Source organism: Lactobacillus kalixensis DSM 16043 (assembly GCF_001434335.1).
Lineage (GTDB): Bacteria > Bacillota > Bacilli > Lactobacillales > Lactobacillaceae > Lactobacillus > Lactobacillus kalixensis.
This window is the reverse complement of the sequence record NZ_AZFM01000023.1, coordinates 1-20,881: the sequence shown is the minus strand read 5'-3', so window position 1 is coordinate 20,881 and position 20,881 is coordinate 1. Positions and strand designations below refer to the sequence as shown.

Genomic DNA, 20,881 nt, shown 5'->3' with positions numbered 1-20,881 from the left:
ATCACCTACCATTCAATTGTACTGATATCTGCTGGGTGTTTATTAATCTCAATATTTTTCACTTGTCCATCATGAATATGGATAACCTTGTCCGCAATTGGTGCAATCGCAGCATTATGGGTCACGATTAAAACAGTCGAACCGTATTTGCGGCTCATATTTTGTAAAATTTTCAAAATTCGCTTACCAGTATTGTAATCTAATGCACCAGTCGGCTCATCACACAATAGAAGGGCCGGTTTTTTCGCAATCGCACGAGCAATGGCAACACGTTGCTGCTCCCCACCGGATAATTGAGCTGGGAAGTTATTAGTACGTTTAGCAAGATCAACCTGATCTAGTGCTTCATCCGCACTCATCGCATCTGGCACAATTTGCGCGGCTAGTTCCACATTTTCTTTAGCAGTTAAATTCGGAATTAAATTGTAAAACTGGAAAACAAAGCCCACATCGTTTCTACGATAAGTGGTTAATTGTCTAGCGTTGTAGCCTGCAATATTTTTCCCTGCAACGATCACATCACCGCTAGTATTAGGTTCCATCCCGCCCAAAATATTGAGCAAAGTAGACTTGCCTGCACCAGATGATCCCAGAATAATCACTAGCTCTCCCTTATCGATTGAAAACGACACATCTTTGTTAGCGTAAATCGTTGTATCTCCAGATTGATAGACTTTTGTGTTATTTTTTATCTCAATGTAAGCCATAAGTATTATCTTTCTATCATTAATATAAGTGAACGCTTTCATATTTATTCAATCATATATTAGAAATCTTGCCAAATGATTGAAACAGAAAAAAGCTCTCATAAAACGAGAACTTTTCATCCTATTAAATTATTTTCTTCTACTAATTTCTAAACAATACGACTTTTTACCACATTTTGAACACGTTAGTTTTCTGAATTTAGGTGTATGAGAAGCTATATTGAATGAAACAAACGATGGAGTGAACTCTTTCCCGCAGTTAGGACAAACATATTCAACATTATCATAATAATATTTTGATAAAGCTACTCCACCTATTAGCACAAGCAATATCACGATTATGCTCATTCTTAATTGAAAGGCATATAGAATACTAATTACTACTAGTTCAATTATCATCAAAAGAATGGTCAATAACCACATTCTTTTTCTCAATGTCATAAGTTTACTTTCTTTTTTCATAATATTTGTAATGTCAGAAAAATTTGTTAACGAAGTACGCGAGAGTTTGATTTTTCGTAAATGTTCTATCTGTTTTTGTTGTTGATTTATTTCGGCAATTTTTTGTTTGTTTTCTTGATATTGTTCATTCAATAATAATTCTAGTGATTGATCACCACTTTCATCTTTTAAAAGATGTTTTATTTGTTTTAGAGAAAAGCCTAAATTTTTCAGATAAATAATTAACTCTAATTGTTTAATTTGTTCGATTTTATAAAAACGATAGCCATTATTCTCAACAAAAGCAGGTTTTATTAGATCTTTTTCATCATAAAATCTCAATGTACGCGTACTGACTTGTAACATTTTGGCTACCTCACCAATTGAGTATTTTTCTTTCATTACTAACACCTCCTAAGTCTAAATTACCAATTAACGTAAGGACAAAGTCAATATTTTGATTATAAAATATTATATTTCCCGGGTAATAAAAAAGAATCAGCTTTTGACGGCTGATCTTTTCGTACTTTAAAGATTTTCCACTTCCAATTTTAACATTTTTCCACTCTGAACTTTAAAGATTTTCCACTTTTATTAAATAGAATTCATCACTTCACTCAAAACGTTCGTAAATAACTAAGTAATTTTCAAAATCTAGCTATTTTATACAAAAAATCCCTAAAAAACGAATTATTTTTATTTTTCTTATTGAAATAGTTGATATTTAATATATAATTTAACTAAAGATTCGTAATTTGTTTTTAAATCAATTCGTTTGAAAATAAAATTTTGACTATTAAGAATAATTCACGAACATTAAATACTTTTTTGGAGGAATAAATGAATTCTATTAGTAATTTTTTCCATTTAAAAGAGAACAATACCTCTTTTAAAACGGAATTATTAGCTGGTTTGACAACTTTCGTAAGTATGTCCTACATTCTTTTCGTTAACCCTAACGTCTTAGGTGCAAGTGGAATGGATAAAGGTGCTTTATTCACTGTTACCGCCCTATCATCTGCCTTCACCTGTATCGTGATGGGACTTGTCGCTAACTATCCAATCGCTTCAGCTCCTACTTTAGGGCTTAACGCCTTCTTCACTTACACTGTCTGCTTAGGTATGAAGGTTAAGTGGGAAACTGCTTTAGCTGCTGTTTTAGTAGCATCTATTCTGTTCATTATCCTAACTATTTTCAAAGTTCGTGAAATGATCATCGATGCCATTCCTGCTAATATCAAATATGCAATCTCCGCAGGGATCGGTTTGTTTATTGCCTTTATTGGCTTGCAAGGTGGTAAATTAATTCAGAACAGTGATTCAACTTTAGTTACTATCGGTGCACTTAACACGCCTACTGTTTGGATCACCATTTTCGGTTTAATCGTTACTATCTTCTTAATGATTGCTCGCGTTCCAGGCGCTATCTTCATCGGAATGATCGTTGCTGCAATTTTCGGTGTAGTAATTGGGCAAATTCCAATGCCTACAGCTGTTGTATCTGCCGTTCCAAGTATTGCACCAACTTTTGGTCAAGCAATTTTCCACATCGGTGATATTAATACTGTCCAAATGTGGGTTATTGTCTTCACTTTCTTACTAGTAACTTTCTTTGATACCACTGGTACTTTAATCGGTTTGGTTCAACAAGCCGGTCTAATGAAAGATAACAAAATGCCTCGCGCCGGTGAAGCTTTAGCAGCTGACTCATCTGGTATGTTAGTCGGTTCAGTGCTTGGTACTTCACCAGTTGGTGCCTTCGTTGAATCAAGTGCAGGTATTGCTGTTGGTGGTAAAACCGGTTTAACTGCAGTTTGGGTTGGTATCTTCTTCTTAATTTCCACTATTTTTAGCCCTATCTTAAGTGTATTTACTACTCAAGTTACTGCACCTGCTTTAATTATCGTTGGTGTTTTAATGGCAGAAAACTTGGCTCACGTTCACTGGACTAATCTTGAAATTGCTATTCCATGTTTCTTGATCGCACTTGGGATGCCATTAACTTACTCAATTTCAGATGGTCTTGGTTGGGGCTTAATCGTTTACCCAATCTCAATGATCGCTGCAAAGAAGGCTAAGCAAATCACACCAATGATGTGGATCCTATTCGCAGTCTTCGTAATTTACTACATTGTTTTGAATATCTAATCGACTGATTTTTATCCAGTTTAATATCTCCACACATAGTAGCAAGTAGCCTAAAAAAGGTTGCTTGCTATTTCTTTTGTTTAGATTTATATTTTAACCATCACAATTTCATGGAGAATAATGATGATGAAAGTTTTAGTAATTATCCTAGCGTCTCTATCTTTAGCGGCGTGTTCTAACCAAAATACTAAGTCGCAATCTCAGAGTACTGTTAGTTCTAGCAAGAAAGTTGCTAAATCTGAGAAGAAAACTCCTAGGGCAACAGAGGTTAAACCAGATATTCATAAGAAATATGCCGGTCTACCTTTAATGACAATTCCAAGTGAATTCCGCGGCACTTGGTATCGCAGTGATGCTTTTTCAAAAAAGGCACGAAAATTAGTGATTACTAAGCATCTTGTTAACGATTCCGTCCTTTATCAGAAAACTGGTAAAGTAAAGTTAGATCACAATTCAGCTAAACAAAATAAGCAATACGCTGGCGATATTTCGATTGCCCGTGTTGAACAAAAAAACGGACAGAGCTGGCTACGTGTACATGATGTTTTGGGAACGGTCGATTTGATCTACATCACTGGACAATTTAAGGGCCATAAATGCTTGTATTTAGCCTATTCTTCTGGTGATATTCATAGTGCAATTTTTACTGATAAAAAGACGGCGATCAAGTATCGTAAATATGATTTTTCAAAGATTAGTTAATTTAAGGTTGATTCTACAATAGAATCAACTTTTTTATTTCTCAGGTAATACTCGCAGGAATAAAATAACACTTTTATCAGTGCAATAATTATATATTACAAATTTAAAGCTTGAGATATTATAAATAAAACACTTGTTAATATGCGCGGTGATTTTCATCTTTTTGATATACATACATATTGATATATCAAACTTTGTCTATATTTTTTACTTATTTAATATTTATTTATCTCTATTGATATGCAATAATATTTCTTATAAAAATCAAATCGATTTTTATAGTAATAAATAACAGAGTAATTGTATAAGGGAGATTTTTTATGAAGAAATCAATTTTAACATCAATAACTGCTACCGCAGCGATAACCTTATCATTGGCTATTGGTGGAAAGGCTGTTAAGGCCGATACTACTGAAGGCAATCAAGTTAACGCTGCTATACAAGACGAAAAACAAACTAATGTCCTTGAGACTGCAAATTATGCAAATGTTGCAGATACTGCAGAAAAAGGCGACACTGCTGAAACTGCAAAAACCGCTGATATAAATAACATAGAAAAAAATGTAGATAACACAGGAACTGCTGCTACCGCTGGAACTGCCGCTACTGCCGGGACCGCCGCTACTGCCGGGACTGCGGGGACTGCTGCCACTGCCGGGACCGCCGCTACTGCGGGGACTGCTGCTACTGCTCCGACTGCTCCGACCGCTCCGACTGCTCCGACCGCGCCGACCGCTCCGACTGCTCCGACCGCGCCTACCGCTCCGACTGCGCCTACTGCACCTACTGCTCCGACCGCGCCGACTGCGCCTACTGCTCCGACCGCGCCGACCGCGCCGACTGCGCCGACCGCTCCGACTGCGCCTACTGCACCTACTGCTCCGACCGCGCCTACTGCTCCGACTGCGCCTACTGCGCCTACTGCTCCGACCGCGCCGACTGCTCCGACCGCGCCTGCTAAACAAAACAATTACAAAGTCATCGTGGTTGTTAGAGTGAGAGTTTACACTTACTACCGCGTAAGTCACCAATCTTTCTTTTCACCATTCTCCATCTTTTCTAACTATTCACACTACAGCATGTTCAACTGCAGTTACGTACCATTCTGGTCATTCTTATAAAATGAATCATTAATTCAATCCTACTAATCAAGTGAAAAAGTACGAGACTTTTAGCTTGATTTTTTAAAACCATAACAGAGAAGTGAGTAAAAATTAACAACACAATTTTCGAAATATCCTTAGCAGGACTTATCATCTACACATCATGGGTTTATCTCCTAATCATTTTTGGTCAAAAAAGTACCAAAATAGACAGCAGCATTTTAGTCAAAGATCTACAACTTTTTATATTAATTCCCGCCCTCAATGAAGCAGGCGTCATTGAAAACACAATGCGAATGTTTGTGAAAAGCACTCGCAATTTACCTATGATTAATATGGTCATTATCGATGATGCTTCAACTGATGCAACAGCAACTATTGTTAATAATTTTATCCAAAGCCATCCAAACAGCCGCATTTCATTACTTAGGCGACACGCTCCAAATGCCCAATTAGGAAAAGGCACAGCTTTAAATTGGGCGTTTCGTCAAATCATTCAGCAAAATTTAGCAAGTAAAGCTAATTTGATCTGCGGTGTCCTTGATGCCGATGCTTATATGACCTCAAAGGGCTACAAAAAGGTCTTGCAATACTTCAGTGCCAATCCCGAATTAGCACTTCTACAGACTCGTGTAGCTATGATTGAAAAACATAATTGGCTTCAAATCATGCAAGACATTGAATTTACAGTAGTTAATTACTGGATTCAAAATCTCCGCAATCGTATCAGTAATGCCGCCGCTTCTGGCAACGGCCAATTTATTCGTGTCAGTGAAGTCGATAGCTTGCAGCCTTGGGGAAATGCGCTTCTCGAAGATTTCGAATTCAGTACTCGGTTCCTTCTTAAGGGAAAGAAGACAATTTTTACTGGTGATATCGTTGTTTACCAAGAAGCTGTTGATAAAGTTTTACCATTTATTAAACAGAGAACTCGCTGGACACAAGGCGGACTTGATTGCTTATTCAGCTACTGGCCTAAAATTCTCGCCAGTAACTTCATTAGTCGAACAGCAAAAGTTGAAATGTCATTCTACATGATGATTCCCTTCATTACTTTGATTACAGGGATTGCCAACATTTTGACTTTTAGCTATATCACGCTGAATGCCGATGATTATTGGCAGCTTTTCGTAGTTTTAATCATGGTTAATTTAGCCTTGAATATCTATATCGCGTTTTTATACGTTAAGCTCGCTAATTATAGAAATTGGATGATCCTGAGTATTATTGTGCTAACCTTAGTTTTTTACAATTATCTACTCTACCCAGTATTAGTTATGGCTTTTTATAAAAAAATTAGCGGCCAACACACCTGGGTTAAAACAGTCCACGGTAAGGCAACCGTTACTCAAGAAAACTCACAAAATTAATATTCATTGAATATCTACCTCGATCCATACGAAAATTTTCGTGTGGATTTTTCTTTTGGCATCTTTTGATTATTCTTTGGCATCCTATGGTGTTCGAAATGGCACCTTTTGCCGATATACTGTTTACAACAAATGAATTAAGAAATCAAAAATTTCAGGAGGAAAAAATTATGTCACAATCACAACAAGGTAAAACTGCTTTAATCACTGGTTCATACGGTGGTCTGGGAACTCAATTCGTAAACATCCACGCTTCAAACGGCGGCGACTTGATCTTAGTTGGCCGCAGCAGTGACAAGCTTGAAGCTCAAAAGAATGAAGTAACTAAGAAGTACAACGTTACTGCTCACACAATCGCAATTGACTTGTCAAAGCCTGAAGCAGCTCAAACTATCTACGACACTTGCAAGAACAACGGCTGGACAGTTGACTACTTAATCAACAACGCCGGCTTCGGTGGTCAAGGTGAATTTATTGAAAGATCAATGGAACAAGATATGTCAATGATCGCTGTTAACATTGAAACCCCAACTCGTTTAGCTAAGTTGTTCTTGCCAGACTTCGTTAAGCGCGGCCACGGAAAGCTCTTGAACGTATCATCAACTGCAGCCGTTATGCCTGGACCACTTCAAGCTGTTTACTACGCTACTAAAGCTTACGTAACCAGCTGGTCAGAAGCTTTATGGCGTGAAACTAGAGATACTGGTGTAACTGTAACGGTTTTGATGCCAGGAGCTATGCAAACAGGCTTCATTAGTAGTGGTAACTTAGGTAGCACCCAACTTTTCGCAAATGCAGTTAAGCCAGACAGCGTAGCAAAAGCAGGTTACGAAGGAATGCTTGAAGGCAAGCTTGATGTAACAGCAGGTCTTACTGCAACACAAAAGCCGTTCATGGCAATGGCACCAATGCTCCCTAAGAAGATGCTTATGGACAATGTATACAAGATGCAAGAACAAGGCAGCCGTAGAAAGTAATTTAGTAATCAATAATATTTAATTTAAATAGATAATAGGAGAATTTTAACAATGGCATACATTAGCAGAAACCCATACAACAACGAAGTAATGGCAAGTTTTGACACTTTAACTGACGAAGAATTAGAAAATAAAATTGTAAAGGCTCAAGAAGCTTTTAAGTCATGGAAGAACACTTCATTTGAAGAAAGAGCCAAAATTTTACATAGAGCAGCTGATCTAGTACGCGAAAGAACTCAAGAACTCGCTGAATTAAATACTAAGGAAACAGGCAAGATTCTCTCTGTAGCCTTGATGGAAAACAACATGTGCGCAGACATCTTCGACTATAACGCCGATCATGGTGCAGAATTCTTGAAGCCACACTTCCTTGAAACTGGTGATGAAATGGCAGGTAATGCTGTTGGTATTTACCAACCATTAGGGATTGTTTACGAAATTGAACCTTGGAATGTTCCATTCTTCCAAATGACACGTCCAACTGCAGCACGATTAATGGCGGGTAACGTAGTTGTCTTGAAGTTATCATCCAACTGTCCTCAATCTGCCCTTGCCTTCGAACAATTAATGAAGGACGCTGGCGTTCCAGATGGCGTATATCAAAACTTATTCGTAAACTATGAACAATCAGATCGTCTTCTTGCTGACGAGCGTTTAGCAGGTGTTACCATCACCGGTAGTACTAATGTTGGTCGCGAAGTTGCAGCCAAGGCCAGCCACGCTCTTAAGAAGAACGTTATGGAATTAGGTGGTTCTGACGCAATGGTTATTATGCCAGACGCTGACATGCAGACTACTGTGCAAGGCGCAATCATGGGTAGATTAACTAACTCAGGTCAAGTTTGCTTATCAGATAAGAGAATGTTCGTCCACGAATCTCTATATGATGCATTCTTAGAAAATGTAAAAGCTGCAGCTAATTCATTAGTTGCTGGTGATCCATTAGATCCTGATACTACCTACGGCCCTCTTTCTTCAAAAAAGGCGGCTGATAAAGTAAGATCACAAATTGAAAAAGCTGTTAACAACGGTGCTACCGCTACTGTAGTAGGTCCTGAAGTGCCAGAAGATTCTACTTGAGTACCAGTAACCATCTTGACTGATGTAACGCCAGATAATCCAATTTCACAAGAAGAAATCTTTGGACCAGTACTTATGGTATTCTCATGGAACAATGAAGATGATATGATTGAACTCGCTAATGGAACTGAATTCGGCTTAGGCGGCTCTGTTTATACTCAAGATCCAGCAGTTGCAGCTAGAATTGCAGCTAAGTTAGATGCTGGTGCTATCTCAATTAATCAACCAACTATGGCTTCTAAGGCAATTCCGTTCGGTGGTATCAAGGCTTCAGGTTATGGCCGTGAAATGGGCTACAGTGGTATTCGTGAATTTACTAATGAAAAGTTTATCAATTCTGCTTTAATTAACATGGATGATGTTTACGGCAGTTTTAAAAAATAATAAAAGTAATAATTGGGAGACAATGTTATGCATAAAATTACAATAGTTGCAAATAATAAAAAAGAAACGCAGGACATTTATAAAAAATTGCATCAAGTAATTTTGGCTTCCGATACATTACAAATTGACGATGAGCATCCTGATGTTGCCATTTCCATTGGTGGAGACGGTACAATGATGTCAGCTTTTCATAAATATTTCGATACAACTAATTCAGTTGGATTCATCGGCATTCATACAGGTCACCTTGGTTTTTATACATGGCACAATCTACCAATTGAAAAAATAATTAATACTTTGAGTCAATCCAAAATTTCAATGACTCCAGTACCTTTGCTTCAAGCAACTGTTACTTTGAAAAATGGTGAAAAAACAATCTTGACCGCTTTAAATGAAATAACTTTCAGAAGAAGCATTCAGACCATCAAAGCAGATATATACATTAATAATAACTTGTTTGAAAAATTCAACGGTGATGGCCTTTGTGTATCTACCCCTACTGGTTCAACTGCCTATAACAAGTCGTTAGGTGGAGCAATTGTTAGTCCAACTTTAAAAGCAATTCAAATGTCTGAAATGGCATCAATAAATAATCGCGTTTATCGTACCATTTCTTCTGCAATTGTAATTGGTAATACAGAATCTATCACTGTTATCCCTAATCCTAAACTGGAAGATTATTATTTTATTGGTGTAGATGGAAAAGAATTTAAACATAATTCTCCAATTAAAGAAATTAGATACGAGGTTGCACCAAAAGAAGCTAATTTCGTTACACTCGAAGGTCCTGCCTTTTGGGAACGCGTTGATAAATCATTTATTGGAACTGAGAATAATACTTAAATAATTAATGAATAATAGTATTTTTTAATAAACTCTGCTTTAAGAAAGGAAAACAACAATCAATGAATCGTTTTATTTTAGATGGTCGCTATCAAGATCTACTCACTAACTATCATCTTGATGTAGAGTCCGCTTTGAGAAAGGCGGATCTGCCTGAAGATAGCTTCAAAAAAGAACATCCAGCAATGAATGAGAAGGGATACTACAACTTCATGGCAGCTATCGGTGACCAACTAGACGATTCTTCTCTTCCAATTCAAATAGCTACAACTGATCAAATTGAATCCTTTTCTCCACCACTATTTGCGGCATACTGCAGCCGTAACGGCAGTATTTTCATCAATCGTCTAGCAAAATATAAGAAACTAATTGGTCCGCTCTCTTTCCAAATCCATGAAACTGATAACTCTCTCTCGATAACCTTAAAGGCAAGTGATGACCAATATAACATTCCAAACTTTATCGTTTTAGGTGAATTTGCATTCTTACTAGGCGTTTTAAGAAAAGCTACCAAAACTCGCATTAATCCTCTAAAGATCGAAATGATGGATCCCGATGATAATCCCAAAGTAACTGAATTTTTCAATCTTACTCCTGTTAAAGGTGACGAAAATACGATTACTCTTTCTAAAGAAGACTTAAACTTAAATTTCATTAGTTATAACCAAGCAATGTGGAATTACTTCAAGCCCGAACTCACTAAGCGCCTGTCCGAATTAGAAGTAGATGATTCAACTAGTGCCCGCGTTAGAAGCGCACTAGCAGAATTATTAGCCAGCGGCGAATTTACAATTGACGATGTAGCCAAAAAATTGGGCTATTCTAAACGAACTTTACAAAGAAAATTAAGCAGTGAAAATACAACTTTTCAAAAGCAATTAAACTCCACTAGAGAAATGTTGGCTCTCAATTACTTAAAAAACGAAGATATGACTACAAATGACATTGCATATTTACTTGGTTATCAAGAACTTAATTCATTTTTACGAGCATTTAACATTTGGAAAGGCATGAGTGTTAGCGAATATCGTCAACAGATTGCAAAATAACGATCTAGCGTCTGAAAGTTTCAAAGCTTTCGGCGCTATTTGTGTATTTCCGATGTGCAATATTTCCCGGGAAATATTTTAGCCATTTGCGTATACAAAAAATTTTTGCTAGAATATTAAAAATTAAGTTATCTATATATCGTCGAAATAAGGTCGACAGTATCTACCCTGAACCATAAATTCAGGACTATAGGTATCAGACGTCATAATTAAAAAGGACATCTTTTACCCATTACTGTAGGTGAATGATGGCCTTTTTTTATTTTTTGGAGGAAGCATGGATTTTTTAAATAGAGTTTTTCATTTAGATGAAGCAAACACCACTGTTAAGCGGGAATTGATTGCTGCATTAACAACATTTGTTTCACTATCTTATATTCTTTTCGTTAACCCGAATATTTTACACGCTGCCGGGATCCCTGCTGGAGCAGCCTTCACCGTTACTGCAATTGCAACTGCTATTGGTTGTTTCATCATGGGGCTTGTCGCTAACTATCCAATCGCCCTAGCTCCTACCCTTGGTAGTGGTGCCTTCTTCGCCTATAACGTTTGTGTAGGGATGAAAATTTCTTGGCAAACTGCTTTAGCCGGCGTTTTGGTTGCATCAATCTTATTTGTTTTAATCACTGCACTTCACTTACGCGAGCTCGTTGTTGATGCGATTCCTCAAGACTTGAAGTACGCCATTTCAGCTGGTATCGGTTTATTCATTGCTTTTATCGGTTTACAAAATGGTAAATTGATCGTTAACAGTAGTTCTTCACTTGTAACCTTGGGTAAGTTCTCCTCACCTGCGGTTTGGATCACGCTTTTCGGTTTGATCTTAACTGTTGTCTTGATGGCAATGGGCGTGCCTGGCTCTATCTTTATCGGAATGATCGTGACTGCCATTTTCGGAATTTGCATTGGTGAAATTCCTTTACCACACTCATTCATTTCAACACCACCTTCAATTGCGCCAACCTTTGGACAAGCAGTGTTCCACATTACTGATATCAATACACCGCAATTATTCATGGTTGTCTTAACCTTCTTACTCGTTACCTTCTTTGATACCGCAGGTACTTTAATCGGGATGACTCAACAAGCCGGAATGGTTGATAAGGATGGAAAAATTCCACGTATCGGCCGCGCATTTGCCGCTGACTCAACTGCCATGATCGAAGGTGCTGTATTAGGTACCGCTCCACTTGGTACTTCTGTTGAATCAAGTGCCGGAATCGCTATGGGTGGTCGTACTGGATTGACCGCGATCTTCGTCGGAATCCTCTTTTTGATCAGCATGATCTTCAGCCCACTTCTTGCCGTTATTCCAACCACTGTTACCGCTCCAGCTTTAATTATCGTTGGGGTGCTTATGGCAAGTAACTTGAAGCGCATTGATTGGGAAAAATTTGAGATTGCCTTTCCTGCATTCTTGACTGTTGTGGGGATGCCACTTACTTACTCAATTTCTGATGGATTGGCATTAGGGATGATCGCTTACCCAATTACGATGATTGCTTCTAAGAGATACAAAGAAGTTTCGGTAACTATGTATGTGCTGTTTATTATCTTTGTAATATTCTTCTTAGTTACAAATTTATAATATATGGAAAAATTCCGGTCAGAACTTATCAAAAGTTCTGGCTTTTTTTCTTTGACAAAATTCTCAGCTCATATTATGATTACATATGTAAACGAAAGGAAAATAAAAAATGTTGCAGTCACAAACTAAAGAAAACATGATTTCAGACGCTGAATGGGAAGTCATGCGCATTGTCTGGACGCTCGGTGATACCAGAACTAGTCAAGTCATCGAAGAGCTTCAACCTAAGATGGGCTGGACCGAGTCTACTATCAAGACACTCTTGCGCCGCTTGGTTCAAAAGGGCTTGCTCAAGACCGAAAAAGATGGCCGCCGCTTCATCTACACTGCCACTGTCAGTCAGACGGATATGATGTATAATGCCGCTCGAGAATTATTAGACCGCATGTGCGATATGCACAAGGGCGAAGTTATCTTAAAATTGTTGCACGACTCTCCTATTTCTAAGAGTGATCTGGAAAAAATTCAAACGGAAGTTAACACAAAGGAAAAAACTGCACCTGAAATGGTGCCATGTAATTGCTTAATGAAAAGCGAACATATCTGCTAGGAGGAATAATTATGGGTTTATCACAAATCGCTGTAATAGTTGTTGGAGCAGTACTTATTGGCTTTATTCTTTGGTGGTTCTTCGGCAAGCACACTGAAGAAGCTGGTCGTGCCACAATAAATGGTAACGATCAAGAAGCAACCATTGTTGTTAATGGAGGTTACAGCCCTTCAACCCTTGTCTTGAAAAAAGGCGTCCCTGCCAAAGTTAAATTCGATATGAGAGACTCGACTGCCTGCTTATCGCACGTTGTCTTTGAACAATTGGGGATTAATAAAGATCTAACTAAGCAAAAGATCACTACTATCGACATCCCTACTGATAAGAATCAAACTTTTAACTATGCTTGCGGAATGGACATGTTCCATGGCAAGATCGTTGTTAAGTAAAAATATATATTTAAAAAACTACTAAATTGTCACACTTTGAAGACGATTTAGTAGTTTTTGTTTTTATTCAAGTATTTTTTATCTGTATCTATTGCCTCTATAGCCCAGTAAAGAATACTCATAATACAAACTTCGAATTAATTGTTTTTTCTTGCCTGTGTTGTAGAAGGCGCTCAGAAATCGCATACCAAAATTCTCTATCGATGGCATCTTTTGCATTTTCAATTCTCTGATCAACTTCTTTTGGATCTAAAGAATACATTATCTTTTCAAATTCTTTCGTGCTTATCATAATAATCACCTCTCGTACACAACATTATATCATCAGATAGTGATTCTTATCCTTTCGTACTACCTACAATAATGTTTCTAGGATCTTGCTAAACTAGCTTTTTGAACAACAATTAATTGTGATGCATTATGCGCCATTGAAATATTAATAAAAAATAAGATTTTCCTTGATTTTTTAATTTTATGTACTATTATTAAATACAAGATAAGCATCATTAATTAAAATAAAGTATCAAGTAAAGGTTAATAGCTTGATACTTTATTTTGTAAGGATAATACTATGACTAACCATTCACTCAACTGGAAAAACATCTACCTTGGACAAATTCTAATAAACATCGCTATCGGTATCTACTTCATTTTTATTATTGATTCTAATGTAGACAAAAGTCTTCAATATATCAAACTAGATTCATGTTACACAATCGTTCTAGTATTCTTATTCATTTTAGAATTCATCAGTAAACGATTTCCAAGAAAAACTCTACTTCTTTTTACTGATTGGCTAAGTATTTTAGCTCTCCCCTATCTCTTCAATTACTTCTTAACTGAATTCTTTTATTCTTTAGCAGATAACTATCTTTTTAACCAAAACACAATTTTAATAATTGCTTACATACTGCTCTATCTGATCTTCCTTATTCCTTTAATTGAAGTTAAGTTTGCCAAAATAAGTAATAATTTTCTTAGACTTTTTGCAGTTATTACTTTAGAACTCAACCTTTATCTAACCGACCGCTTCACTGTTAACAGTCTTCCAGCCATCTTAAAACTAATCAATAATAGTGGCATCTATATTTCAATCATGTTGCTCATTGTTACTACTATTTTGATCAAGAGATGGTATTTCCCACAATGTTTCAATTTGAAGTTTATCAAAAGCGCCAATTTTCAAACTTGGGTCTTAATTCTATTGCTGCTATTTGGAACTTGGTTTATCTTTTTCGTCCATTTCATCAACCTAGCATCTTCTCCGGCTCAAATATTCTGGCAATGGAACAGTTTCCTAAATTCAGAAGTTATCTCCATTAAATGGTCTGATATTTTCAATTCTCTTTATGCAGGCCTTGCTGAAGAAATCGAACGCTATTTAAATTTGACACTACTGCTATTAATCTTCAGAAATTCTAAGCAAAAAGTTCCTCTGTCTATTTTAATAAGCACCTTAATTTTTGCACTTTGGCACTTCACCAATTTAGAAATATCCAATCGAACAATCTATAGTGTTATCTTGCAAGTGATTGCTGCTTTTGGCTTTGGAGCATTTCTTGCTACGCTTTATCTCTACACAGGAAAATTATGGCTGACTTTTATTTTCCACACTATTGCTGATATTATTGCCTTCGCTATTACAAACAGTTATGCTCAAGGATTATCCATGAGCGCAATTTTAACTCCTACCTCAGCTTGCCTAATTGCAACCGCCTTTCCACTTCTAGTAACTATCTTAATGATGTTTGGCAAGCCAAGAAAAGTCTTAGACGAAAATGCTGACAGAATTATTGGGTAGAAAAATATTTAAGATAAAAAACACAGAAATTCATTATTTTTCGTGAATTTTTGTGTTTTTTGTTTTTCCGTTGACAAATGTAATCTATAGTTATATGATTACAGATGTAAACGAAACAAAGATAATATTTTACGAGGTGGAACAAATGAGCATTTTCTCAAAAAATCAAACAAAAAAAGTTGTTGTTAATGCAGACAATCACGGCTATAAGCCAGAAGTTGTAACTTTCAAAGTCGGCAAACCTGCTCAACTTAAGTTCATCCCTTCCGACAACATGGGCTGTATGAACGAAATCGTTTCTCAAGATCTTAACTTTGACAAAAAGCTTAATGCAAACGACGAAGTAACAATTAACATTCCAACTGACAAGCCTGGCACTTACGCATATGCTTGCGGAATGGATATGTTTCATGGAAAGGTTGTTGTTAAATAATGAAACTAACTAACATTAAGAGATTCTGGATCTCATTCATCCTTGCAATTCCAATGGCTATCCAGATGGTTACAATGCCATTTCATTGGATGATGCCTTACTACAATGAAGTTGCTTTCATCACAACAACAATTATCATGCTTATCTCAGCAGCACCTTATTGGAAGAGTGCCTGGGGAGCTTTCAAGAAGCACTCAGCTAACATGAACACCTTGGTAGCTGTCGGAACTGCTGTAGCATATCTCTACAGTATTTTCGCAATGTTAACTGGACGTGCAGTTTATTTTGAAAGTGCCGCTTTTGTCACAGTCTTCGTCTTACTTGGTGATGCAATGGAAGAGAAAATGCACGACAATGCTTCTAACGCATTAGCTAAATTAATGGACTTACAGGCAAAAGATGCGGAAGTCTTGCGGGATGGTAAATATGTAAAAGTCCCACTAAACGAGGTTAAACCTGGTGATACTATCCGTGTTAAGCCTGGTGAAAAAGTTCCTGTAGATGGTGTAATCCTTACGGGGACAAGCACTTTAGATGAATCAATGGTAACCGGTGAAAGTATGCCCGTTACAAAGAAAGCCGGAGATGAAGTTGTCGGCTCAACTATTAACACTACTGGTACCTTCACCTTTAAAGCAACTAAAGTCGGCAGTGACACTATGTTGTCCCAAATTGTCGATTTAGTTAAGAAAGCTCAAACTAGTCATGCTCCAATTCAAAATCTAACTGATAAAATTTCTAATATTTTCGTACCAGCAGTTTTGATCATTGCGATTTTAACTTTCGTTATCTGGTATGCATTCTTAGGTGCAACTGCTGTTGAAGCTATGCTGTTCGCAGTTGCTGTCATCGTTATCGCCTGCCCATGTGCGCTTGGTTTAGCCACTCCAACTGCTTTGATGGTTGGTACTGCTCGTAGTGCTAAGATGGGTGTGTTAATCAAAAACGGTGAGGTTCTAGAAGAAGTTAGCGATCTTGATACTGTTGTCTTCGACAAGACCGGTACTATCACTGTTGGTAAGCCACAAGTTACTGATGTAGTTGGTGACAAGGACAAAGTATTGGCTCTTGCAGCTGGTCTTGAAGAATCTTCTGAACACCCTCTTGCTAGCGCAATTGTTAAAAAAGCTGAGGAAGATAAGATTGCTCCATCTTCAATCTCTGACTTCAAGGCAATTGAAGGAAAAGGCGTTCAAGCCAATGTAGACAAGCACTTAGCCTTTGTCGGTAGTAATCGCTTGCTAGATCATGTAGCAATTAGTAGTGATTTACAAGCAAAAGCTGATCAACTTCAATCTGAAGCAAAAACTGTTGTTTATGTTGGTCTTGATAATGAAGTAATTGGTTTAATTGCTATCCAAGACATACCAAAGTCAAGTTCACGTGAAGCAATTAGTGAATTAAAGAAGCGTGGACTCAAGACTATTATGTTAACTGGTGATAATGAAAAGGTTGCTCAAGCAATCGCTGATGAAGTTGGCATTGACCAAGTCATCGCTGGTGTATTGCCAACTGAAAAGGCAGATCACATTAAGGCTCTTCAAAATGAAGGTAGAAAAGTGGCCTTTGTTGGGGATGGTATCAATGATGCCCCTGCTCTATCAACTGCAGACGTTGGTATTGCAATGGGGTCAGGAACTGATATCGCCATTGATTCCGGTGGTATTGTGTTAGTTCAAAATGATTTGCGCTGTGTTGTTAGAGCACTTGATATCTCTAAGAAGACTTTCAACAGAATCAAGTTAAATCTCTTCTGGGCACTGATTTACAATACAATTGGTATTCCGATTGCAGCTGGTTTATTTGCGGAAGTTGGTTTCCAATTAAGTCCTGAACTTGCTGCTTTGGCAATGGCCTTCTCCTCTGTATCAGTAGTAACTTCATCACTACTACTTAATAAGACTAAGATTGCTGGCGCAACTAATTAAATTTGAATATGCTCATAAAAAAGCTCGAAATTAGAGAAAAATTCTAGTTTCGAGCTTTTTGTTTTGTAATTGCTTCACGTGGAACAGAAAATTTATTACTGTTCCTTTTTGATTTTTCTGGTTTGTAAAATTATCTTTATATCTGCAATCATTAATGAGATAAGTAAAAGAAAACAGATTGCTTCATTAAAATATCCTATCGGTTTAACTAAAAAGATTAAAGTTAATACCAGCACCATAATTACGACAGCTAGTATTCTATAAATCATCAGTATTTCATCTTTCATGCATAACATCCCCAATCGTCCATTTATCTTTTTTCCACCTTCATCGTACCCCCCTAGAAAGCGATTACAAGAATTAAGACTTTTTATTTTCTACTCAAACTTCCCTTCAGCCTTGTTTACTCCCTACATCTGTACGATAATTTAATAAGAAACTTACAATACTAAAGGAGAAAATTATGACTTTATCATGGAAAGCAGATTTGCCTAAAGAATTAAGCGACAAGGTTGAGAAAGTCGACAAGATGATCGCACCTCGCCTTCAAGAAATTGACGAACAAGTTCTATATAACCAACAGCGCGTTTTGGACTTATTCAGAAAGCACCACGTTGGTGAAGAAGACCTCGTTCCTTCAACTGGATACGGATACGATGATGTAGGCCGCGACAAGATCGAAGCAATTTACGCTGATTACTTCAAGACTGACGATGCTTTAGTGCGTTCACAATTTTCTTCAGCAACCCATGCCATCACTGTTGGATTATTCAGTATGCTTCGCCCTGGCGATACCCTCTACTACTTAACTGGTACGCCATATGACACTATTCAAGAAGTGATCGGCCTTGCCGGTAACAAGCCTGGCAATATGAAAGAATGGGGCATTAATTTCAAGGCTACTGAGTTACTTGATAACGGTGAAGTTGACTACGAACAAGCCCGCAAAGACTTGCAGGACAAGAACATCAAGGTTGTTGCCATTCAACGTTCACTTGGCTATGCCGTTCGTGCTAGTTTCACCATGGAAAAGATCAAGAAGATGCTCAAGTTCATCAAGGAAGTTCGTCCAGACGTAAATATCTTCGTTGACAACTGCTACGGTGAATTTTCTGAAACTGAAGAACCAACCTTCTATGGTGCTGATATGCTTGTTGGGTCACTTTTCAAGAATGCTGGTGCTGGTATTGTTAAAGGTGGTGCCTTCTTAGCCGGAAGAAAGGACCTCATTGAAGGTGCCGGATCACGCTTGAACGTGCCAGGCGCTGGTAAAGAAGAAGGTCCTACTTGGGGATACCTCCGCGACTTCTACCAAGGATTCTTCATGGCAGCCCACACTACTGGTGAAGCGCTCAAGGGGATGATCTTCACTGCCGCATTATGTGAAGAAATGGGCATGAAAGTTGCACCTAAGTGGAATGATCCTCGAACTGATATCGTTCAAACCGTTACCTTTGGTGAACCTGATCCAATGGTTAAGTTCTGTGGCGCAATTCAACACTACTCACCTATGAACTCATTCGTAGATCCAATTCCATATCACCAAGAAGGTTATGAAGATGATGTTGTAATGGCTTCCGGTAGTTTTACTGAAGGTTCAACCATTGAATTATCTTCTGATGGTCCAATGCGCCCACCATACCGTCTTTACATTCAAGGTGGCTTGTCCTACGCACACGTTAAGATTGCAATCACCCATGCGGTAGAAGAAACATTCTACAAGAAGTAAGATTTTAGAGAAAAACAAAAGCCAGAAACTATGCTAATTTGCATGATTTCTGGCTTTTTTCTACGCTTTTATTGAAATTTTGCCGAAGAAAACACGAAATTTCAAGGTAGCTTTTTAGCTATATTTTTATATCCGCTCAATTTCAATGTGTCTTTAATTGTTTCTGTTTTTGCAATGTCTTTATCAATTACGGCCTTAAAGTAAGTACTAATAATCTTTTGAATACAGAAATGCGGAATTGCAGGCAAATTATCTATTAATTCAAAAACCAAGTTTATATTATCGAAACTTGTTTTATCCCATACATTGTATAAATAGTTAATACAAATAGTGGCAATTCTTTCTTGAATATCATTCGACCATTTTTCAATATCTTTATATCTTTTCAATACACTCTTCATAAGTAAAACAAGCTGCTCAGAAGTAAACAACTCCATACAACGCCCAAATAGTCTTAATGAATCTTGATTTAATGTCCAATCATCACTACTAAAAACAACTTTAATAATACTATTCTTGTGTTGTAAAGACATATCTTTCGTTTTTCCTGTTAATGCAGCAATTACTAATTCAGCGTGATATTTGACTTCTAACGGTAAATTTTTCTTATTAATAATCTGCTGTAGCCTCTGAGCATAAATTAAATCATTAGCATAAAAAGCACAAGCAAGTTCATAAGATATAAACTTAGCTTCATCTTTAGTATTAAAATCTATTTTTTCGACAAAATCAGAAATTGGAATCTGATATTTTCTTAAAATGAATAATAGATCATCTGCATTAATTTTATGTACATCATTTTCAATTTGGGAATAATGCGAAATTGATAATTTGGTTCCCTCAATCCAATTTTTTTGACTTATTTTTCTAGATTTACGCTCTAGTCTTAATGCTTCACCAATAGTCAGAAAAATCGCCTCCAACAGAATTTGAAATTATTAAATGTAGACCCTATAAAGGAAAAATGATCATAAAAAAGTCACCGATACTAAATTATGAAACAAAAGTTTCTTCATTTTTATCAAAAACAAAGTCAGAAACTATGCTAGTTTTGCATAATTTCTGGCTTTTTCATTTTTCTTTTTCTAGCTTTTTTCTATAAAGCTGCAGAATAAAAATAATAATTACATTAACTATAATAATACTAAAAACTATTAATCGAATTCTAGTTTCTATTATTTTATCTTCTCGTAATAGCAATATAAGCGCTATAGGTAACTGAAAAATTATACAATCAAGTACATTATCAATAATCTTTACTTCAGAATAAAAGGACCTTGCAATGGTAAAAAGTGTAGTCACCAACGCATACATAATACAAAAAGTTTGTAAATTTGAAATGCAGTAAATCACCAATAATGTTAAAACATACAACACATTTACTATTAATTTGATATGTTTTTGCATTTTATCTTTGGCTCCTAACTTGCTTTAACAACCAATCGTAAGCCTTTTTAGTATTATAACCATATTCTATTGTCCAACTTGAAGACGAAATTAAGTTCCCATTATGGTAGTGAACAAAGGCGGGAGTTCCAAATATTTTATTACTTTTTTTGAATGATTCCCATACGACTCTATGTTTATGCATCTCATTAACATTTAACTGAAACTTGAAAGCACTAAATAAGCTGGAAGCTTTATAGGTTCTGGCTTTTT

19 protein-coding genes, 1 pseudogene and 1 riboswitch are annotated in these 20,881 nt (G+C 36.9%); of the genes and pseudogenes, 14 read left to right on the top strand and 6 right to left on the bottom strand.

Annotated elements, in window-relative coordinates; translation table 11 throughout:
* Window positions 1–5: 5 nt before the first annotated feature.
* Window positions 6–707, bottom strand: coding sequence for an ABC transporter ATP-binding protein (locus FC46_RS07055; protein WP_057799212.1), 702 nt, complete (start codon window positions 705–707; stop codon window positions 6–8).
* A gap of 129 nt (window positions 708–836) precedes the next feature.
* Window positions 837–1,550, bottom strand: a complete 714-nt coding sequence (locus FC46_RS07050; protein ID WP_057799210.1) for a MerR family transcriptional regulator — start codon at window positions 1,548–1,550, stop codon at window positions 837–839.
* A 438-nt stretch (window positions 1,551–1,988) separates the two neighbouring features.
* On the opposite strand from FC46_RS07050, the gene FC46_RS07045 reads away from it, so the two are divergent.
* The 10 genes and pseudogenes from FC46_RS07045 to FC46_RS06990 all read left to right on the top strand — a co-directional run bounded on the left by FC46_RS07045 (window position 1,989) and on the right by FC46_RS06990 (window position 13,331).
* Complete coding sequence (locus tag FC46_RS07045) at window positions 1,989–3,296, top strand: NCS2 family permease (RefSeq protein ID WP_057799207.1); 1,308 nt, start codon at window positions 1,989–1,991, stop codon at window positions 3,294–3,296.
* A 123-nt stretch (window positions 3,297–3,419) separates the two neighbouring features.
* Entirely contained in the window at window positions 3,420–3,998 is a 579-nt protein-coding gene (locus FC46_RS07040) for a hypothetical protein (RefSeq protein WP_057799205.1), read from the top strand.
* Between the two features lie 1,213 nt (window positions 3,999–5,211).
* Complete coding sequence (locus FC46_RS07030; protein ID WP_083478033.1) at window positions 5,212–6,471, top strand: glycosyltransferase family 2 protein; 1,260 nt, start codon at window positions 5,212–5,214, stop codon at window positions 6,469–6,471.
* A gap of 170 nt (window positions 6,472–6,641) precedes the next feature.
* The gene (locus FC46_RS07025; protein ID WP_057799200.1) at window positions 6,642–7,448 is read left to right on the top strand and encodes an SDR family NAD(P)-dependent oxidoreductase; all 807 of its coding nucleotides are present in this window, start codon (window positions 6,642–6,644) and stop codon (window positions 7,446–7,448) included.
* Between the two features lie 51 nt (window positions 7,449–7,499).
* Window positions 7,500–8,912, top strand: a pseudogene (locus tag FC46_RS07020) (aldehyde dehydrogenase family protein).
* 27 nt (window positions 8,913–8,939) lie between these two features.
* Entirely contained in the window at window positions 8,940–9,755 is an 816-nt protein-coding gene (locus FC46_RS07010) for an NAD kinase (RefSeq protein WP_057799195.1), read from the top strand.
* A 62-nt stretch (window positions 9,756–9,817) separates the two neighbouring features.
* Window positions 9,818–10,804 (top strand): AraC family transcriptional regulator, encoded by a 987-nt coding sequence (locus FC46_RS07005; RefSeq protein ID WP_057799193.1) that lies wholly within the window; start codon window positions 9,818–9,820, stop codon window positions 10,802–10,804.
* A 112-nt stretch (window positions 10,805–10,916) separates the two neighbouring features.
* Window positions 10,917–11,014, top strand: a riboswitch (purine riboswitch).
* A gap of 67 nt (window positions 11,015–11,081) precedes the next feature.
* On the top strand, window positions 11,082–12,392 hold the full coding sequence (locus FC46_RS07000) for an NCS2 family permease (protein WP_057799191.1): 1,311 nt from the start codon (window positions 11,082–11,084) through the stop codon (window positions 12,390–12,392).
* A gap of 109 nt (window positions 12,393–12,501) precedes the next feature.
* Window positions 12,502–12,942 (top strand): CopY/TcrY family copper transport repressor, encoded by a 441-nt coding sequence (locus FC46_RS06995; protein ID WP_057799189.1) that lies wholly within the window; start codon window positions 12,502–12,504, stop codon window positions 12,940–12,942.
* An 11-nt stretch (window positions 12,943–12,953) separates the two neighbouring features.
* On the top strand, window positions 12,954–13,331 hold the full coding sequence (locus tag FC46_RS06990; protein WP_057799186.1) for a cupredoxin domain-containing protein: 378 nt from the start codon (window positions 12,954–12,956) through the stop codon (window positions 13,329–13,331).
* A gap of 118 nt (window positions 13,332–13,449) precedes the next feature.
* Here FC46_RS06990 and FC46_RS10135 read toward each other — a convergent pair whose 3' ends face one another.
* The gene (locus FC46_RS10135; protein ID WP_157046802.1) at window positions 13,450–13,623 is read right to left on the bottom strand and encodes a hypothetical protein; all 174 of its coding nucleotides are present in this window, start codon (window positions 13,621–13,623) and stop codon (window positions 13,450–13,452) included.
* 279 nt (window positions 13,624–13,902) lie between these two features.
* Between FC46_RS10135 and FC46_RS06985 the strand changes: the two genes are divergently transcribed.
* From FC46_RS06985 to FC46_RS06975, 3 genes are all read left to right on the top strand, one after another.
* Window positions 13,903–15,132, top strand: a complete 1,230-nt coding sequence (locus tag FC46_RS06985; RefSeq protein ID WP_057799184.1) for a CPBP family intramembrane glutamic endopeptidase — start codon at window positions 13,903–13,905, stop codon at window positions 15,130–15,132.
* A gap of 145 nt (window positions 15,133–15,277) precedes the next feature.
* Window positions 15,278–15,565 (top strand): cupredoxin domain-containing protein, encoded by a 288-nt coding sequence (locus FC46_RS06980; protein ID WP_057799182.1) that lies wholly within the window; start codon window positions 15,278–15,280, stop codon window positions 15,563–15,565.
* A complete protein-coding gene (locus FC46_RS06975; RefSeq protein ID WP_057799180.1) occupies window positions 15,565–17,493 on the top strand; it encodes a copper-translocating P-type ATPase in 1,929 nt (642 codons plus the stop codon). Before FC46_RS06980 ends, FC46_RS06975 begins: the two co-directional genes overlap by 1 nt.
* A gap of 95 nt (window positions 17,494–17,588) precedes the next feature.
* Here FC46_RS06975 and FC46_RS06970 read toward each other — a convergent pair whose 3' ends face one another.
* Entirely contained in the window at window positions 17,589–17,780 is a 192-nt protein-coding gene (locus FC46_RS06970; protein ID WP_057799178.1) for a hypothetical protein, read from the bottom strand.
* 176 nt (window positions 17,781–17,956) lie between these two features.
* On the opposite strand from FC46_RS06970, the gene FC46_RS06965 reads away from it, so the two are divergent.
* Window positions 17,957–19,222 carry a methionine gamma-lyase family protein gene (locus FC46_RS06965; RefSeq protein WP_057799176.1) on the top strand — a complete coding sequence of 422 codons (1,266 nt, stop codon included), beginning with the start codon at window positions 17,957–17,959 and terminating at the stop codon, window positions 19,220–19,222.
* Window positions 19,223–19,323: 101 nt separating this feature from the next.
* Here the strand turns inward: FC46_RS06965 and FC46_RS06960 are convergent, their stop codons facing one another.
* Entirely contained in the window at window positions 19,324–20,145 is an 822-nt protein-coding gene (locus tag FC46_RS06960) for a helix-turn-helix domain-containing protein (RefSeq protein ID WP_057799173.1), read from the bottom strand.
* Window positions 20,146–20,630: 485 nt separating this feature from the next.
* Window positions 20,631–20,881, bottom strand: a 251-nt coding sequence (locus tag FC46_RS10355; protein WP_338033564.1) for a DUF6568 family protein, incomplete at its 5' end; no start/stop codon positions are given.

Bases quoted from the DNA above. Each gene is read 5' to 3' on its own strand.
- FC46_RS07055 (WP_057799212.1), bottom strand. From the start codon at position 707: ATGGCTTACATTGAGATAAAAAATAACACAAAAGTCTATCAATCTGGA.
- FC46_RS07050 (WP_057799210.1), bottom strand. From the start codon at position 1,550: ATGAAAGAAAAATACTCAATTGGTGAGGTAGCCAAAATGTTACAAGTC.
- FC46_RS07045 (WP_057799207.1), top strand. From the start codon at position 1,989: ATGAATTCTATTAGTAATTTTTTCCATTTAAAAGAGAACAATACCTCT.
- FC46_RS07040 (WP_057799205.1), top strand. From the start codon at position 3,420: ATGATGAAAGTTTTAGTAATTATCCTAGCGTCTCTATCTTTAGCGGCG.
- FC46_RS07025 (WP_057799200.1), top strand. From the start codon at position 6,642: ATGTCACAATCACAACAAGGTAAAACTGCTTTAATCACTGGTTCATAC.
- FC46_RS07010 (WP_057799195.1), top strand. From the start codon at position 8,940: ATGCATAAAATTACAATAGTTGCAAATAATAAAAAAGAAACGCAGGAC.
- FC46_RS07005 (WP_057799193.1), top strand. From the start codon at position 9,818: ATGAATCGTTTTATTTTAGATGGTCGCTATCAAGATCTACTCACTAAC.
- FC46_RS07000 (WP_057799191.1), top strand. From the start codon at position 11,082: ATGGATTTTTTAAATAGAGTTTTTCATTTAGATGAAGCAAACACCACT.
- FC46_RS06995 (WP_057799189.1), top strand. From the start codon at position 12,502: ATGTTGCAGTCACAAACTAAAGAAAACATGATTTCAGACGCTGAATGG.
- FC46_RS06990 (WP_057799186.1), top strand. From the start codon at position 12,954: ATGGGTTTATCACAAATCGCTGTAATAGTTGTTGGAGCAGTACTTATT.
- FC46_RS10135 (WP_157046802.1), bottom strand. From the start codon at position 13,623: ATGATAAGCACGAAAGAATTTGAAAAGATAATGTATTCTTTAGATCCA.
- FC46_RS06985 (WP_057799184.1), top strand. From the start codon at position 13,903: ATGACTAACCATTCACTCAACTGGAAAAACATCTACCTTGGACAAATT.
- FC46_RS06980 (WP_057799182.1), top strand. From the start codon at position 15,278: ATGAGCATTTTCTCAAAAAATCAAACAAAAAAAGTTGTTGTTAATGCA.
- FC46_RS06975 (WP_057799180.1), top strand. From the start codon at position 15,565: ATGAAACTAACTAACATTAAGAGATTCTGGATCTCATTCATCCTTGCA.
- FC46_RS06970 (WP_057799178.1), bottom strand. From the start codon at position 17,780: ATGAAAGATGAAATACTGATGATTTATAGAATACTAGCTGTCGTAATT.
- FC46_RS06965 (WP_057799176.1), top strand. From the start codon at position 17,957: ATGACTTTATCATGGAAAGCAGATTTGCCTAAAGAATTAAGCGACAAG.